Source organism: Occallatibacter riparius (genome assembly GCF_025264625.1).
Classification (GTDB): Bacteria; Acidobacteriota; Terriglobia; order Terriglobales; family Acidobacteriaceae; genus Telmatobacter; species Telmatobacter riparius.
In genome coordinates this window covers 1,063,116-1,079,371 of sequence record NZ_CP093313.1, presented here as the reverse complement: position 1 = coordinate 1,079,371, position 16,256 = coordinate 1,063,116, and the positions used below count along the sequence as shown (strand labels likewise).

Below are 16,256 nucleotides of genomic sequence, written 5' to 3'. Positions count from 1 at the left end.
GCTATCCTTCCGAAATAAGTCTCCGTGCGGTTTCGTGGTCGCTGCGTTCTACCTCTGCAGCTGTTCCGAATGCGGCCAGATCGCCCTTGTCGAAGACTGCGAAACGATCTCCAACCTTCCTGGCCCCGTGGACGTCATGAGTGACGATCAGGATAGTTGTGTTACTGGCAGCTCGTTGCCGTAGAAAGAGGTCGTCAATCTCGGAGGCTGTAATCCTATCGAGACCACTGCTTGGCTCATCAGCCAGTAGGATCTTTGGCTCTAGAACCAGCGCGCGCGCGAGGCCCGCACGCTTGCGCATTCCGCCCGATAGCTCCGACGGTCTCTTGAGTTTGTCGCCTGCCAGGCCCACTTGTTTCAGCACGCTATCCACTACGGCATCGATCTCGTCTTTCGATTTGCCAGTCAATCGTTGAAGCGGCAACGCCAGGTTCTCGTAGAGTGAGAGCGAATCGAACAGAGCCGCGTCTTGAAATAGGAAACCCATCTTCCGCCGCACCTTCGACAGTTCCGCCTCCCTCATACCGGTGATTTCGTCTCCATCGACCCAAATCTTTCCTTGGTCGGGTTTCAGCAATGCCATGAGCAGTTTGAGTGTCACGCTCTTCCCCGTCCCGCTTCTCCCGAGGATGCAAACAATCTCTCCCTGTCGAATCTCAAACGAAACGTTCCGGAGCACCTGCTTGGGGCCAAACGCCTTGGATACTTCGTCAAAAGCCACGGATCCTGTGGGCACGTCTCTCATAGCGCATTCTCCGGCAATAGGAAGAAGATGCACTTCACCAAGACCACGTCCACGAAAATGATGAGCAAAGAAGAGACGACCACGCTGTTGGTTGCTGCCCGGCCGACACCTTGCGAGCCCTCGTTGGTGGTGTAACCGAAGTACGACGAAACTGTACCGATAATTAAGCCGAACACAGCAGTCTTGGAAGTGGGCAAAATGAAGTTCGACAGCTCGAGGTTTGCAAATGCACGGGACAGGTAAAGTGAGAACGACATTCCCGAAGACGAGTGCTCCGATACGAATCCACCCAAAAGTCCCGCAAAATCGGCGAAGAGAGTGAGCAGTGGCATCGAGATGACACACGCGATTACGCGCGGAACAACGAGGAATTTGAAGGCATCAATCGACAGCGATTCGATGCCATCGATTTGTTCTGTTGCCCGCATGTTCGCTAGCACGGCTCCGATTCCGGAGCCGACACGACCCGAAACCAGGAGTGCGGTGACGAGCGGTCCGATCTCGACAAAGAAGCCCAACGACTGCACGGTTGGAATGAGCGCTTCTGCCCCGAAAGTCACCAAGGTACCCCGAGTATGGAGCGTCATGACCATTCCTAACGCGAAGCCCGAAGAGATCACGAGAGGCAACGACTTCGCTCCAATCTCGGCTATCTGGCGCAGGATCTGAGCAACTTCGAAAGGCCTGCGAAGGGCGTCCCTCATCGTTCGAAATCCGAACAGGTTGACGTTCCCAACGAATTCGATTGGATTTGGCATTTGAGAAATCCCAGTCGTAGCACTCACGAAAGCATAGGAGCTGTCGTTTCAGTCGAGATGAAAACTAGCTCCATTTCCAGCAAAGCTCTTTGTAGTGTGCTTCGTGAAGTGATGAAGAGGTGAGGTGACCGTGATTATCGTACTGTTGGCAGCCAGTTCTAACCGGACGCTGAACAGCGCCTTAGCCGTTCAACGCTCATCAACAACGCCATCGCGCGCGCAGCCGGAGTGCTTGGAATCGCTCTTCTTGGAATTCTAGTAGTGGTCCCTTTTCGCGTCCGGCTCGAACATGGCCTGAATCATCTTTCGCTATCGTCGGCCGAGTTCCAGGGTTTCAAGGACAGGAAGCCAAGCTCGCTGATCTCCAGCCCCCAACCAACCTCGATCCTGCAAAGAAATCCGCTATCAGCGCTGTCGCTCAATAGGGATTCGTGTTTGGGTTTCAGAATCGTCATGGTGATCTGTGCAGGATTGTCAGTCGCAAGTGCCTCGATAGCCTTTTCATGCTTCCGGATACCAGGGTTGATTGAAATTCGCGTCAGTGCCGCCGATTTGCCGAGTCAGCGAGGTCTCGACGCAGAGCGTTCGATCGCGATCTCCAGTGCGTGGAGGATCATCTCGACTTTTAGTGGGCGCTGGATAGAAGGAGGCCCCGAAATGGATTCGAATGCATCCACATGTCTGTAGAACCGGCTAGCCTGACAAATGCCTCTGGTTGTCCATTGCCGATATCTGCCAACGCACTCATCGAGATTGAGAAGCAAAGTCGAAGGTGGGTTATCGCCGGGCTTTCGTTAAGAGGTTAAGGCGCGCAGCGCATCGAGCAGGCGCTCCACCTCTTCGAAGGTGTTGTAATGAACCAGGCCGATGCGCAGCATTCCGCCTTTCTGTTCCACTCCCAGGCGCTCCATCAGATTTAGTGCGTAATAGTTCCCGTCCCATGTGAAGATGCCGCGATTTGCGAGGAACTCGGCGATCGCCTTCGGAGAATGGTCGCCGATCCGGAGCGATAGCGTTGAGCAACGTTCGTCAAATCGCTTGGGATCCGTGATCCCATAGATGCGCAGACTGGGAATAGTCAGCAAGCCGTCGATCAGCCGTGTGATCAGGCTTCGTTCATATGAGACAGTGTTGCGATATGCCGCTTCCAAGGCTTCCCGTCGCGTCGTCGCTCCAGGATTACAGTGCCTCCCCAAGCCAGCGATATACTCAACAGCCACGCCGATCCCGGCGATCAACTCGTGTGCGAGGGTTCCGGTTTCCCACCGGTCAGGAGCCTCATCATGCGACGGCCGAACCCTATAAGGTTGAACTCGGTCCAAATGTTCGCGCTTCCCGAAGAGCACACCCATGTGCGGCCCAAAGAATTTGTATGGCGAGCAGACGAGGAAGTCGCAGTCAAGGCCTTTTACATCGATCAGACCATGAGGGGCATAGTGCACCGCGTCTATAAATGTCATTGCACCGGCAGAATGGGCGAGGCGCGTAATCTCTCGAACCGGATTGATGGTCCCAACTGCATTGGAAGCATAGCCTACTGCCACGAGCTTGGTCCGGCGGCTTAACTTCCTCTTCAGGTCGTCGAGATCGAGTGTGCAGTCCTCTTCGCGAATGCCTGCTACCTGAATGACCACGCCTCTTTCCTCGAGGGCCTTCCAGGGAGAGAAGTTGGCATCATGATCGAGAGTTGTGAGGAGAATCTCATCACCCGGCTGCAACTCGCGGCCGATCGCGCGCGACATTGCGAAGGTAAGGGTGGTCATATTCTGACCAAAGACAACCTCGCACGGGTCGCAATGGAAGAAATCCGCCATGGCCGCTCGTGTGTTCGCGATCATCTCGTCGCTGTGGCAACTGGTCAGGAATGCTCCACCGGTATTGGCGTTGGAATTTATGAGGTAGTCCTGGATTGCTCCAATGACCTGCATGGGCACTTGGGTCCCGGCGGGACCGTCCATGAAGACGACGGGTTGCCCGTTGACCTGCGTCTCGAGTGACGGAAACTGCGAACGCACCCACTCGATATCCAGCGTCGCGCCCAGCCCCAATTCTCCTGCGCTCATCGCCAATCGCTCCTCGAACCCGTACAGGGCAGAGTGTACAACGCAATCTTCGCGCACCTACAGGCCATCCGTAAGAGTCTGGTCCTTTTCATCGGGGAAATCCTGTGGAGAATAAAAGGCGAAAGGAGGAGTATGCTCATCGAGTGGACAGTGAACGTTCATCGGCCAGCAGCCAGATCCCTTCCGTCCGAATTTGCGAGCTCTGCAGACGCCATCTGCCTGCGCCACACACAACCGCGGAGACGCTTTGCGATGCCTGCAGGACGAAAAAAGGTCGCCATCGCGTGTACATGTTTTACATGCTGAGAGACGGTTGGTTTTGTCAGTTCCTGGAGCAGGATCTGAAGACACCCCTTCCCAAGAAGCTTCATTTCAAGAGCCAAGAGAAGCTCTGGGAAATTGCCGAACGCGGCGGTTTCAATATGAACCTGGAGGCACGCCAGTCGCTGGATCATGGAATCGAGATCGGCCGCGGCGGGATGTGGCTGGACCTCTCCGAGGAGCAGTACCGGAGGCTCAAGCATCGGTAGCGGCTGGGGAGGGTATAGGATTCTTCTAACGATTTCAAAAAGAAGTTCTGACACTGATCTGCTGCTGTCGTTCCCATGAAGTGCGTTGTGCAAGATTTCGTTGATGCCGTCGTCGCCGTGGTGCTTCTGGCCACGATCCTGGCATTTCTTGCCTTCGCCATCGGCATCACTCCGGACGGCATTCTGTACGGCAATTGGCCTGATACCAGCGACCATCCGACGAATTGGTACGATACCGCCCAACATCCCTACGCGCAGTAATTCGGTACCGACTAATCCACATCGATTTCAGCTAATGATGGGGAATGCCAACTCTGACAGACCTTGATGCGCTAGTAGCGCAGTATGCCGCTGCAATCCCCGATCTGAACTTGGAAGCCGACGAGCAGGAGGAATACTCCACCATGCTGCTGTGGCTCCAGAACACGGTCGAAACCGGCGAACCGAATCGGGGAATCGTAGAGAAGTGCCTTACTTACTTCGAGCGATATCCTATCGATCCGAAGTGATTCCGAGCGAACCCATTCCGTTTACCTCTCCGATGGAGTGTCGGCAGGTCAACCGATTGCCTGACGGCCCGGACTGGGTATACGAACTTAAACTCGACGGCTACAGAGCGCAGGCGATTCGAGATGACGCTCGCGTGCGCCTTCTATCCAGAAATGGAAACGACTTTAGCCGGAAGTTCCCGCAGGTTTTCGCTGCGCTGAAGGAAGCTCTGCCCCGCCGGACTGCCGTGGACGGGGAGTTGGTCGCGTTCGATGACACCGGACGACTGAGCTTCAACGCCATGCAAAATGCCACAGCAAAGACGAACGTTGTATTCTTTGTGTTCGACGTTCTAATCCACCGCGGTAAGGACGTCACCGGTCTGACCCTGCGAGAACGAACTCTCCTCCTTCAATCTGCATTCACGGCATCGGATCGCGTGCAGCATTCGGAGCAATTCGATGGTCCCGCGAGCCGGTTTGTCACTGCCGTGCGGAAAATGGGTGGAGAGGGCGTCGTTGCTAAGCGTCTGAGCTCGGTCTACGAAGCCGGCAGGAGAAGCGGCGCCTGGGCGAAGTTGCGGCTCAACATGGGGCAGGAGTTTGTGATTGGAGGTTTCACGCCGGGGAGCAATGGAATCGACGCGCTGGTAGTTGGCTTCTACGACGGCAAAAAGCTGATGTATGCTGCGCGTGTGCGTGCCGGCTTGATTCCGGCTACAAGGCAGGAACTTCATTCGCGATTAAAACCGCTTGTCACCGAGGTTTGCCCTTTTGCGAATCTACCGGAAGCAACGAGCGGCAGATGGGGGCAAGGACTGACAGCAGCCAAGATGAAGCAGTGCACCTGGGTAAAGCCGAGACTTGTCGCCAATTGTGAGTTCCTGGAGTGGACCGACTCGAATCATGTCCGGCACATCAAGTTTGTGGCCTTGCGCGATGACAAGAAGGCTCTCGATGTCGCGCGCGAATGATTAAAGAACAGGAGGCGATCCGGCAATGTGTGGACGATACGGCAGGCGGGCGGACAAACAGCGCATTGCAGAGTGGATGCAAACCCACAACACGAGCGTGTTCGACGACTCCTACTTTGCCCCGTCGTTCAACATCGCCCCGACCGACATGCAGCCGGTTGTGCGATTGGATCGTGAGACCGGCGAGCGCGAATTGACGATCATGCGCTGGGGCCTTGTGCCGTACTGGGCAAAGGACTCCAAGGTCGGATTTTCCACGATCAATGCCAAGGCAGAAACCGTCACCACGTCGCCGGCGTTCCGGGAACCGATGAAGCGGCGGCGGTGCCTCGTGCCTGCCGAGTGGTTCTACGAGTGGGTGCGACCTGCAAGTCGCTCCGATGATTGTCCGGCGTGGCCACATGACCGGACCTGCCGTCCCATCGGCAGTACCCCAGGAGGTCAAGCGGTTCGGTAACGAGCCGTTGAAAGCCCTCTGACAATGTAACCGCAGCCGCAAGGTTGCTGATCGAGTCGCGAGACAAGGTCAGGTCTGCCAGCATCGTGGCGGACAGGGGCTAGGGTAAGTGGCATGGCCAGCATATGCGAACTCTCATAAGCATCGTCAAGAACAAGGAGCCAAAGATGCTGATAGGCTCCGATTGCAGCGGGTACGGAAGCTCCATTCTCTTCCGTCATGGGCAAACAAAGCCGCCGGTGTTGTAGAGAGGGCCTAAACCACACGTGTCATCGGAACGGAACAGGTTAAACCCGAATCGCTCCCGCAAGGGTAGGACGGCCGCAAGGCCGGACGATGGCGATGCGGGTAAAGGAGGAGAGAGAAAGCGAACGCCATCCTGTAATGGGATGGATACGGATGGATATCTGGCGCGAAAGCGAGCTGACTTCTCTCTGGTCTTCAATCACGAAAGAACCTGATTAACCGGCAAAGGAGGCAACGCAGATGACGACGGAGCAATCCGTTGGTGCAGCTTCCCACGGTTCGAACCGCTGGCGCGAAGTGGATTGGCGCTCGGTGAATAGAAACGTGAGCAGGCTCCAGGTGCGTATCGTGAAGGCAGTGGAAGAAGGCAGATGGGGTAAGGTGAAAGCCTTGCAACGACTGCTCACGCACTCGCGGGACGGAAAGCTCTTGGCCGTGCGGCGAGTGACGGAGAACAAAGGCAGGAAAACCGCAGGCGTGGATGGTGTAACGTGGGACACGCCCGCAAAGAAGATGGCTGCAGTAGATGCGATGGGATGCGGCGACTATCGACCGCTACCTCTCCGTCGCATATACATCCCGAAGTCGAACGGAAAGCTGCGTCCGCTTGGAATCCCGACCATGAGGGATAGAGCGATGCAGGCGCTACACCTGCTCGCGCTTGACCCAGTGGCAGAAACCATTGCGGATGCTGACTCGTACGGGTTTCGCAAACGGCGCTCGTGTGCAGATGCGATCATGGGCTGTCACATCGTCCTGTGTCATCGCAATCCGCAGTGGGTGCTTGAAGGCGATATCCGTGGCTGCTTCGACAACATTAGTCATGCGTGGCTGGTTGCGCACGTCCCAATGGACAGAGGCATCCTCCGCAAATGGCTAAAGGCGGGATACATGGAGAAGTCCCTCTTCCATGCGACCGAGTTGGGAACACCGCAAGGCGGGATTATCTCGCCTGTGTTGGCAAACCTGACTCTCGACGGTCTAGAACGACGCTTACGGGAGAAATATCCAGTGAGCGGCAAGGGATCGGAGAAAGGTCGTAATGCTGGGGTCCATCTGATCCGCTACGCCGACGACTTCATCATCACCGGCAGAACTAAAGAACTGCTGGAGTGTGAAGTGAAGCCGCTGGTCGAAGAGTTCCTCCGTGAACGCGGACTAGAACTATCGACGGAAAAGACAAGGATCACGCATATCGAAGAGGGTTTCGACTTCCTCGGACAAAACTTGCGACGGTACAGCAACGGCAAGTTGCTGGTTAAACCGTCTCGCAAGAACATCCAGGCTTTGCTGGATAACGTCCGTGAAGTAATCCGAAGGGCGCAGTCTGCCCCTGCATGGCAACTGGTTAGGGAACTCAACCGCATAGTACGCGGCTGGGCCCTGTACCACGGGCACGTGCAGAGCAAGCGCATCTTCAGCCGTGTTGATTACGCCATTTTCAAGGCGCTGTGGCAATGGGCACTGAAGCGACATCCCTGCAAAGGGAAACGCTGGGTCATGCGGAAGTACTTCGCACGGCGCGGTAATCGCGATTGGTGCTTCTTCGGAGTGAGAGAGCTTGGGGACGGACGCAAAGAAAATGTATGGCTCTTCCATGCAACATCTTTGCCTATCCGTCCTCACGTCAAGATCCGGCGGGACGCGAATCCATATCACCCGGCTTGGGAGACATACTTCGAGGCCCGCGAAAGCAAGCATATGGCTCGCACGTTGTGGGGCTATAAATCGCTGCTTTATCTCTGGCGAACCCAACAGGGGAAATGCGTTGTCTGTGGCGATCCCATCACACGCGAGACTGGATGGCACAACCATTACATCACCTCACGGGTGTTGGGCGGCACTATCGGCGCCTCCAACTGTCAGCTCCTTCATCCCGAATGTCACCGCGCACTGCATAGTCGTCTCTGCGGCTTCTACGCACCGCGTCTCCCGCTGGAGGCGTTATGAAGGCTTGAGCCGTGTGAGTTGGAAACTCTCACGCACGGTTCTTAGAGGGGCGGACGGCGGCAACGCCGCCCGCCTACTCGACCAAAAGATCGATGCGAAGACAAAACAGCCGTACGCCATAGGTCTGAAGGATGGGGCGCTATTCGCTTTCGCCGGGCTGTGGGACAGGTGGAAGGACAAGGCAACAGGGCAGGCACTGGAGACGTACACCATCATCACCACCGACCCCAATGAACTCATGGAACCTTTGCACAATCGAATGCCGGTCATATTACGGCCAGAAGACTACGGCCGATGGCTGGAGCCGGGAGAGCCATCGCACCTGCCTGTCGACTTGTTGCGGCCATACACCTCGGATGAAATGACGGCGTGGAAGGTCAACGCGCGGGTCGGCAATGTTCGGAACAATGATCCGTTGTGCGTTGAGGCGCTGTGACAAAGACTCATCGTTGATGAGGCCCGACTGGTTGAAGCTTGGACCTTCTGTACAGGTCAAATCTCTACGGAAGTTACTAAAAGCCGGCACCGGTCGTTCGTTGGCAGCGTCGCACTGTACTGGGTGACTGCGATCAGTCCATTTCTTCACGATCAGGAGTGTTGAAGGGAGGATCTGACTAGCTGAAGATGCCGTATTCGGCACAGATTCGATCATGTTGTAAACGCATGTCCCACCTACGGAACCACTGAGGCGCTGCACCGCATCGAACACGACCGCTGTCCCATCGAACTCAGGTACCTGCTCGACGATTTCCTCCCAATACGGCCAATCTCCTGCGGATAGCAGACCGATTTGACGCTTCGCAATCTCGGCCCCGGTTAAAGTGCAGAGCGTCAGGCCATCCGCAGAGCGCTCGACACGATAACCGTCAATGATCGGCCGCGGATCGATAGATGACACGACATACTGTAAACGTCTTTCAGCATCATCCAACCACTCCCTATCCATTGCCGCATCGAGGACGCGCTCTGACTTGATCATCTGTTCCCAGAAAGGAATGGACCGTTCATTTGTCGCGAATGGTCGAGATTCGATCAAGACGTCCACACATGATCTCCTTGAAGTGAACCGGATGATTATTAAGCCATTGTTAGGTCGTAGTCCTTATCACTGATATCGAGCGAGCGGGGCAATTGGGCTGTCGCTTGAAACCAATGCACTCCAGTTGTCGTTTCATGGCTCACCATCAGAGTGCCGCCAGCAAGAGCCAGGAAGAGGGTCGTGCAGGGAGCCGATGCCAATGCGCCCCGACCGCGGAGCTAAACGGGAACACGGAGAACGGGTGGAGGAAGATCAGGACCGGGAATTCAAGCTGTGCGCCTGCATTATCACTTGATGCCTCTCTTCACCTCTCGGCCAAGATCCATCCAGGCAAGGTCTTTCTCCGTGAGCCGCGTGTCAAGGTTCCAGTACGCTGCAACCCGTGAACGCTTTTCGTGGGCATATCGCCTCTCGCTAGGTGGCCAGCATACATGGCAAAAGGTGTCGTTCGCCGCCAGGCGAGCCTTCCTGAGCTCCGCCACAACTCGGTAAAGGACCTCTGCTACGTCACATTGGGCTTTTGCCACCGCTACCCTGGCGGAGAGGTTAACCACGAATCCCAATCGGTTCTGCCGATTGCGCAGTTTGGCGTGAGCCACGATCCAGCGCCAATTCATCTGAGGGTACTGCAGCGGCAACCACGGCAAAGCTTCGGCTATACGGGCGTCGAGATTGTCCCGGTCCAATGCGTCCAGCAGAACTTCAGCAGCATCTCTGAGAGCACTGGACAGGTGTGCATAGCCGGGATACCCAAGGGCTCCGAGATCAGCTGCAAGCTGATAATCGCTGGTCGGCACTCTCGGCGACCGCATTGCTTCCGCGGATATATCAAGCAGCCTCCCGACGTGATTCGCCCCTGCGCGCTCCGGTTCAAACGCAACCATTACGCCATCCGTAAACTTGGCCCGGCCGAAACGGGAGAGCTCTAGCCATCCGTGATAGTTCATATCCTTGCGGCCTCCGGTGAACACCATCGCAAACATGCCGCCGAATTTAGCCATACCTTGAGCGTTCGGATCGCTGTGATCTTCAGTCACGTACTCCAGAAATTCCAAGCGCCCAGCTGGCGTGATCTCATACTGTTCAAGTCGGCCGCCGAACATTGGTTCAAGACTCTTCGTCTGGTGAGTCTCGCCTCTGTGAGCTCCGAAGAGGTCATTGTTGCAAAGCACCTCGTCAAACATTCCCATAGCTCCCCTCCGAACAGGTCAGAAATCAGCCCCTCGTCATCTCTTCATTACTTTCTGCTCTGGAATGCTGCAGCCCGTCGAAGAGGTGGCGTGCCAGTCAGAACCGAGAATCAATGCCGAGTCGGCCTTGAGAAGCAAAGCGACCATTGCCATTGGAGGAATCCCGCCCTCAATCATGAAATCTAACGGGCGCTTCCCGGCAAGAGCAGATTTGTGTTTGGCCCTCTGACCCACCCGTATGCGTGTTGACCCGAATAAATGATGCCAAGACGGCGATAAATCGCGATCATCATGCCTACCTTTGTAGCCAGGCTACGCATTGCCTCTTCCGCGAGAGGTGCATCGTTTTGATGAGCCGGATCTAGGCTGAATCGCTCGTCGTCGGTCAATTGCCAGAACCACCCGATTCGGTCTCACGTTGCAAGACCTGCCGACAGAACTCGATCTCGATGCTCGGGATTGGCGAGTCACTTTTGCCCAACATTGGCCCTGTTGTTCTTCTGCCGGTCGGATTGGCGCGGTCCAAACCTTCAAGCGCAGCCGCGAAAGTTGAGCTGAGACGCTCGCCGGTAAATATATGCGCATGACATCTATCCAGCGGCGCCCGCACACTGCGCTCGGTTCAGTGCCACTCCTCACAAGTGCGCACAAACAAATCCCAGCCGTGCCGGAGAGACGATCTCATAGGCAACTCCCCGGAAACACAAAGATTCCGGCTCGCCCTTGCGTGATCGAAACAACGATCTAGCTAGATCGTTGTTTCGATCACGATCCCGAACATTAGCTAATCCTCCCTCAAAGTCTGGTTCACTCACCGTCTGCAACAGACCGCAATGTGCCGAAATCGGCACATTCCTGCGCGGGACCTATCTCTGAGCCCCTCCTTCCTCCTTAATTCTCACGTCTCTACGATTCTCGAAACCGTCGTCTGTCCCGTCTGCCAATGAGCCAATTTGACCGCGGAAGTGGCAAATGCCGTCGCTGTCAGCACTCGTTGAGCCTCACCTAAATCGAGATCATTCTTTCCAGCCCTGTTGGTCACAATTCTCAACGCCTGAGCCGCAGGTGGTCAGAGCTAGGGGGGCTCATTCGAAGATTGAGATCAAGGCGCGGAATAACCCAGGCCGACGGCCTACGATGTACGGGAATCCGCGAATACGTATCCCTCAGAGCATTTCTTTGGTAGCGAGTCTGAATTGTCTACAGATAGGATGTCTTCCATAATGACGGAGTGAGAATCGCCTTCACTTCGGATCTTCACGTCGATATCACGGCCCAGAATGGCGCACTTGTGCCATATCTATCGGAACGAGTGCGCGACCTTGAGGCGGACGTTTTCGTGATTGCGGGTGACCTCGCAAATGATCTGTCTGGTTGGACCCGGGCTTTGGAACACTTCCATTCCCTTGCAATTCCAAAACTCGTGATTCCAGGGAATCACGACGTTTGGATCGAGTCTCGTCGCGCGCTTCAAAGAGCTCAGGACAGTCGTTGGAAGTACCGGGTCGCGTTGGCAGAGCGCGCGGCGCAGCAGGGATTTCACTATCTCCCCAATACTCCAGTTGTCTTGAATGGGGTAGGCTTTGCAGGATCGCTTGGCTGGTACGATTACTCGTTCCGTGACCGACGCCTGGATCCAAGTCTGGGGTCCAAAGACTATGAACGAGGTGCATTCGCATCGGGCTCCTGGAACGATGCCCGATATGCGGTCTGGCTGCGAGAACCGCACTCGCCCGATTGGAAACGGAGAATGCTTCGTTTCCGCGACGAGGACATATGCTCGGACCTCCTAAAAGAACTCGGCCACGACCTGGATGCAATCGCGTCGCAGGTCGAGAGGATGGTAGCAATTGTGCACACCACCCCTTTCGAAGCTTGCGTAGAGCGGTCGACTATTCCTGACCCATTTGACGCTTACCAGGGATCGGCGCGGCTGGGGGAAGTTCTCACTCGATTCGAGCGAACGCACGGCGTTGCAGTGATCTGCGGTCACATTCATGCATCGCTAAAGCTTACGGTAGGCGGCGTCAGAGTGCTTCGATCTCCCGTCGGATACCTGCAAAGCTTTGATGGAGATTATTACGCGAAAGCACGTGAGGCAGTCGGGTTGTTCGAGATCTGATATGGCTCCGTTTTGCACTATGTATTCTGCGCTTTCGCCCGCAACTCATCCACGGCAACCTGCGGCCGAGATCTAGCTGCCGTTCATGGTCTTTCTCGATGAGGTCTACAACCCGCAACCGCGAAAGTCCGCGCGATCCGCGCGGATGGGTGACGTGATCGGCTTGGGGTGGGCACGACGCAAAGAGTTTGTCGACAACTCCGGTCGAGGCGATGGCGACTATGAGGCCCATGATCGCAACAGACAGAACAACTACTAGCACTGTGTACTTGACGGCTGATCATACCGGGAACAGGTGAAGGGATTTCACTCAACTGTACTCCTCCGAAATTTACAGAAGAGCAGTAGCTATCTCTTTACATTCGACCTTGTCTGTACCAACTTCAAGGCTGATTGAGCAGGTCCTATCGCGCCTGGGGTTGTGCACCAACGGCGGTCGGAAACAGACGATGCAGGTGCCTCCTGCGTGACGAACGCTGGGGTAGACGATGCCTGCAGACTTTGAGGTCAGTAAGAAACCGGCCAAAGCCTGAGAGGGAGCATAGCAGGCGGGAATGGGACCAGCCTGAAGGCACTGAACTAGCTCATCCCCCTCAAGAAAATGGAAGCGCCCGATGAAGTCGGCTAGGTAATCGGCGTACTCAAACGCCCTTATTCCGACGAATCGGCTGTCCTTCACAAACTGGCGTTTGTGAAAAGCCACTTCTTGGATCGAGGTCTCGAGATCGACCGAAGCGTACCAAGCTCCCCGAAGCGAATTGTTGAACCTGCTCCCATGGGTACCTGGATGCGTGAATGCCGCATTGACAACGTTCGCCTCCGGGAACCCCCAGACCAGCTCGAGAGGGCTGATCGCCGAATTCCCGCCCTTCTCGGCAACTCTCCGCTCGTTCGTGCTGGCGTCCAGTTCGCTCAGGTCGCTGAGGACATTCGGGGGAAGAGGCAGCGTCTCAAGAACGCTCTTCCCTGGGTACTTGGTGCCGATGAGCCTATGCGTATCCCGTCTGTCGATCGTTTCGAGCCGGGCCACCTACCGTCCACCGCGCGCCGCATCGAGCAGACTGCGTACTTGCTGCAGGCCGGGGATCCCGTTGCGAATCACGAAATCGAGGGGAGTCTGTCCGCCAAACAGGATGTTGTCATTGGGCCGCGTCATCCACTGATCCGCCCAGTCATCCGGCAGCAGAATGTGCAAGGCTTTGTAGATCCCAACGACGTAGCTTATGCGCGTCAGCTCATCCTGTTTCAGGACGCCGGCTGCTGTCTTCATCTTGTAGATCGTCGCTCGCGACAGACCGCCAAGGAGATCGCCTACCTTCTCTGTGGTGATACCCCACTTGTCAGCGATCGCCAATAGGCCGTCGACGGCGGACTGGCTGAGACGTTCGCGCGTTTCCAGCCGGCTCAGGTCCGGCACGGTGTCGAATTGGTATCCGGCGGGTGCGAAACTCGGTTGAGTTGCCAACTCATCGACCCCCTTCCTGCTCTACCTTAGACGTCGCTTCTGTCCAAACATTAACACCGGAGTGTCAATACCTGTACAGAATCTTTTGATGCGACGAAGGTCTCATTCGATCCTATTGACGGTAAGTTGGACCGGCCAGAACGGCGGAAACCACACGCTTTGAGTGACATCCGAGAGGATCGGGCTCAAACAGAGAGTCTGGCCGGAAACTGATCTATGCTGCGCGGGTTCGCGCCGGACTCATCCCCCCACTCGTCGTGAGCTGCACGAGCGCCTCGCGCCCTTGAAGGTCCAGGTCTGCCCATTTGCGAACGTGCGGGAAGCCAAGGCCGGCCGATGGGGGCAAGGGCTCACCTCCAAGAAGATGCAATAGTGCATCTGCGTGAAGCCGCGGCTCGTCGGTAAATGTTGAGTTCCTGCAGTTGACCGACTCGAGCCGCGTCCGCCACATCAAACTTATAGCCTTACGCACCGATAAAGACCTGCACCCGCGCGCCGTGTCTCGGGAATGATGGCGGTGTCAAGTTCGCACCCTTAGTATTCTTGGAATACGAACGACTAAGCCGGTTGGAAATCGAAAGTGGCCCAGAGCCCAGCGTGATCGGACGCGGCTTCGATCGCCTTGTTCATGAAGGGATGAAACTTCTTCCCGTCATTGCCCGCCCAGATGCCACGCCTCTCCACTCCTCCGGTTTTGAATTTTTTGGCCAGCTGGGGAGAGACCAGAATATAGTCGATCTTCTCCTTGGGGGTGCAGTTTAGATAGGTGCCTGGGTATCCTCCATCATTGAACCCCGGTCTGCCCCACACATCCACGAGATCAGAACCGTCGCGGAGTAATGGCTTCAGCGGATCGCTGTCCGGGGAGTCGTTCAGGTCACCCATGATCGCGATGTAGTCAAATTCCGTCTTGCGCTGTTCGTAAATCTCGCGCACCCTTTTGGCCTGGCGCATCCGCTTTTCGTCAGACGAAGCTGGATGTTGGTCTTTGGCCTTGAAGTGGTTCACCAAAACCAACAGCTTGGGGCCTCCCTCTCCACATTGAATGGTGTATTCCATGCAGTCGCGACTAAAGATCTGACCAACTTCGTCCTTGTCGTCGACATGGCTGACCATGTGGATGATCTTCTGCGGCTCGCGCACCAAAACGCCAACATTGATGCCTCGGAGGTCGTTTCCGGGGACCACCATCACGTGATCAAAGTGTCTGTCATTCAGAACTTCTTTATTGAATTCGCAGAGAGCCGCGCGATCTTCGACCTCGATAATGCACGTGACATCGCCCTTCAGTTCCTTGACCACCCGGCCTGTGTTATCGATGGCTGGTTCTTTCACGCTGCCTTCGATCAATTCGAAGAAGCCAATCCAGGAGGATCGTCCGCTCGCGATAACCGTCTTCTTGTCGCCAGAGAGGAGTCTACCGTGATCCTCGTTCAGCTTGATGTATCGGCTCTGCTTGTGAAACAGGCTCAGGATTTTCTCTTTGACTCTGGGCGTATACGGGTCTTTCTCGATGAGCTGATTCAGTTCCGCGAAATCACTCAGGATCTGATCACCCAAGCTCCGATCGCTCAGGTTCATGGCTTTCGGGCGATCGAAGAGATTCTCTGCGTTGAAAGTTGCTAAGCGCATAGTGCCCTCCTTCGGGATTAAGTTGGCGTGGGAAAAACAAGCGCCGAGTGCACGGGAGCTACTGCAGATCACCTCGCGCGACTCGGCTGTTCTGACGTGGTCTCGGGTACCGTTAAAGGTCCACGCTTGCTCGCGTGCTCGAGGCTGGGCTTCGGATTGTTCCCCTCAACAACATGCGCCCGCCGCCGGATTGTCAGTGCGCGTGGTCACCATAGAATGTGACACCGTGACATTTTCATCGCCGTTGCGATCAGCCGCGGGGAAAACGGCAAACTCGACGCGGAAATGGTGGATTGGAAGTTTTAGGGCGCCATTTCCGTTCTTGGGCTTCAGCGGACTGCTCGATACCTCCGGGTTAGGAGGAGAGGGTGCTTCGCGCAGATCGCGGTGCCCCCGATGTCGCATAAGAAACTCGATTGTGCTCTCGACGGATTCTAATCCCGTGAGTGGAGCAAAGAGATAAATCCGGCAAGAGCGCTACCTGGGAAGGGATCCGAGAAAGAAGCTGCACCTCAACGATTTGGTCGAAGTCGTTTCCACCCAAGTGTCAAAGTCGTGACTGAAGCAGGGAACTGGGCATCAGGCCTGCCTGGGAAC

At 55.9% G+C, this 16,256-nt stretch carries 16 protein-coding genes; 9 read left to right on the top strand and 7 right to left on the bottom strand.

Going from position 1 to position 16,256, the window contains the following annotated elements:
* Position 1: 1 nt before the first annotated feature.
* The 3 genes from MOP44_RS04325 to MOP44_RS04315 form a co-directional block, all read right to left on the bottom strand.
* Entirely contained in the window at positions 2-745 is a 744-nt protein-coding gene (locus MOP44_RS04325; protein ID WP_260794684.1) for an ABC transporter ATP-binding protein, read from the bottom strand.
* The gene (locus MOP44_RS04320) at positions 742-1,503 is read right to left on the bottom strand and encodes an MlaE family ABC transporter permease (RefSeq protein WP_260794683.1); all 762 of its coding nucleotides are present in this window, start codon (positions 1,501-1,503) and stop codon (positions 742-744) included. Before MOP44_RS04320 ends, MOP44_RS04325 begins: the two co-directional genes overlap by 4 nt.
* 794 nt (positions 1,504-2,297) lie before the next feature.
* Positions 2,298-3,566 carry a cysteine desulfurase-like protein gene (locus MOP44_RS04315; RefSeq protein ID WP_260794682.1) on the bottom strand — a complete coding sequence of 423 codons (1,269 nt, stop codon included), beginning with the start codon at positions 3,564-3,566 and terminating at the stop codon, positions 2,298-2,300.
* A gap of 143 nt (positions 3,567-3,709) precedes the next feature.
* Here MOP44_RS04315 and MOP44_RS04310 point away from each other — a divergent pair, with 143 nt between their 5' ends.
* The 7 genes from MOP44_RS04310 (at position 3,710) to MOP44_RS04280 (ending at position 8,647) form a co-directional block, all read left to right on the top strand.
* Positions 3,710-4,096, top strand: a complete 387-nt coding sequence (locus MOP44_RS04310) for a hypothetical protein (protein WP_260794681.1) — start codon at positions 3,710-3,712, stop codon at positions 4,094-4,096.
* Between the two features lie 87 nt (positions 4,097-4,183).
* Positions 4,184-4,357: a hypothetical protein gene (locus MOP44_RS04305; RefSeq protein WP_260794680.1), complete on the top strand. Its 174-nt coding sequence runs from the start codon at positions 4,184-4,186 to the stop codon at positions 4,355-4,357.
* Between the two features lie 44 nt (positions 4,358-4,401).
* Complete coding sequence (locus MOP44_RS04300; RefSeq protein WP_260794679.1) at positions 4,402-4,605, top strand: hypothetical protein; 204 nt, start codon at positions 4,402-4,404, stop codon at positions 4,603-4,605.
* Positions 4,602-5,558, top strand: coding sequence for a non-homologous end-joining DNA ligase (ligD, locus tag MOP44_RS04295; RefSeq protein WP_260794678.1), 957 nt, complete (start codon positions 4,602-4,604; stop codon positions 5,556-5,558). The genes MOP44_RS04300 and ligD overlap by 4 nt, the downstream gene beginning before the upstream one ends.
* 25 nt (positions 5,559-5,583) lie before the next feature.
* Positions 5,584-6,015, top strand: a complete 432-nt coding sequence (locus tag MOP44_RS04290) for an SOS response-associated peptidase (protein ID WP_260794677.1) — start codon at positions 5,584-5,586, stop codon at positions 6,013-6,015.
* A gap of 486 nt (positions 6,016-6,501) precedes the next feature.
* Positions 6,502-8,211 carry a group II intron reverse transcriptase/maturase gene (ltrA, locus tag MOP44_RS04285; protein ID WP_260794676.1) on the top strand — a complete coding sequence of 570 codons (1,710 nt, stop codon included), beginning with the start codon at positions 6,502-6,504 and terminating at the stop codon, positions 8,209-8,211.
* A 13-nt stretch (positions 8,212-8,224) separates the two neighbouring features.
* On the top strand, positions 8,225-8,647 hold the full coding sequence (locus MOP44_RS04280) for an SOS response-associated peptidase (RefSeq protein WP_260794675.1): 423 nt from the start codon (positions 8,225-8,227) through the stop codon (positions 8,645-8,647).
* Positions 8,648-9,537: 890 nt separating this feature from the next.
* Here MOP44_RS04280 and MOP44_RS04275 read toward each other — a convergent pair.
* Positions 9,538-10,440, bottom strand: a complete 903-nt coding sequence (locus MOP44_RS04275) for a hypothetical protein (RefSeq protein WP_260794674.1) — start codon at positions 10,438-10,440, stop codon at positions 9,538-9,540.
* A 1,231-nt stretch (positions 10,441-11,671) separates the two neighbouring features.
* Between MOP44_RS04275 and MOP44_RS04270 the strand changes: the two genes are divergently transcribed.
* Both MOP44_RS04270 and MOP44_RS04265 read left to right on the top strand, forming a co-directional pair.
* Positions 11,672-12,562, top strand: a complete 891-nt coding sequence (locus MOP44_RS04270) for a metallophosphoesterase (RefSeq protein WP_260794673.1) — start codon at positions 11,672-11,674, stop codon at positions 12,560-12,562.
* 85 nt (positions 12,563-12,647) lie between these two features.
* On the top strand, positions 12,648-12,821 hold the full coding sequence (locus MOP44_RS04265) for a hypothetical protein (protein WP_260794672.1): 174 nt from the start codon (positions 12,648-12,650) through the stop codon (positions 12,819-12,821).
* A gap of 72 nt (positions 12,822-12,893) precedes the next feature.
* On the opposite strand, the gene MOP44_RS04260 is transcribed toward MOP44_RS04265, so the two are convergent.
* The 3 genes from MOP44_RS04260 to MOP44_RS04250 all read right to left on the bottom strand — a co-directional run bounded on the left by MOP44_RS04260 (position 12,894) and on the right by MOP44_RS04250 (position 15,731).
* On the bottom strand, positions 12,894-13,592 hold the full coding sequence (locus MOP44_RS04260) for an RES family NAD+ phosphorylase (protein ID WP_260794671.1): 699 nt from the start codon (positions 13,590-13,592) through the stop codon (positions 12,894-12,896).
* Positions 13,593-14,027, bottom strand: coding sequence for an MbcA/ParS/Xre antitoxin family protein (locus MOP44_RS04255; protein WP_260794670.1), 435 nt, complete (start codon positions 14,025-14,027; stop codon positions 13,593-13,595). It abuts the gene before it with no gap.
* A gap of 558 nt (positions 14,028-14,585) precedes the next feature.
* Positions 14,586-15,731: an endonuclease/exonuclease/phosphatase family protein gene (locus tag MOP44_RS04250; protein WP_260794669.1), complete on the bottom strand. Its 1,146-nt coding sequence runs from the start codon at positions 15,729-15,731 to the stop codon at positions 14,586-14,588.
* Positions 15,732-16,256: the final 525 nt, after the last annotated feature.

Bases quoted from the DNA above. Each gene is read 5' to 3' on its own strand.
- MOP44_RS04315 (WP_260794682.1), bottom strand. From the start codon at position 3,566: ATGAGCGCAGGAGAATTGGGGCTGGGCGCGACGCTGGATATCGAGTGG.
- MOP44_RS04275 (WP_260794674.1), bottom strand. From the start codon at position 10,440: ATGGGAATGTTTGACGAGGTGCTTTGCAACAATGACCTCTTCGGAGCT.
- MOP44_RS04265 (WP_260794672.1), top strand. From the start codon at position 12,648: ATGGTCTTTCTCGATGAGGTCTACAACCCGCAACCGCGAAAGTCCGCG.
- MOP44_RS04290 (WP_260794677.1), top strand. From the start codon at position 5,584: ATGTGTGGACGATACGGCAGGCGGGCGGACAAACAGCGCATTGCAGAG.
- MOP44_RS04325 (WP_260794684.1), bottom strand. From the start codon at position 745: ATGAGAGACGTGCCCACAGGATCCGTGGCTTTTGACGAAGTATCCAAG.
- ltrA (WP_260794676.1), top strand. From the start codon at position 6,502: ATGACGACGGAGCAATCCGTTGGTGCAGCTTCCCACGGTTCGAACCGC.
- MOP44_RS04300 (WP_260794679.1), top strand. From the start codon at position 4,402: ATGCCAACTCTGACAGACCTTGATGCGCTAGTAGCGCAGTATGCCGCT.
- MOP44_RS04320 (WP_260794683.1), bottom strand. From the start codon at position 1,503: ATGCCAAATCCAATCGAATTCGTTGGGAACGTCAACCTGTTCGGATTT.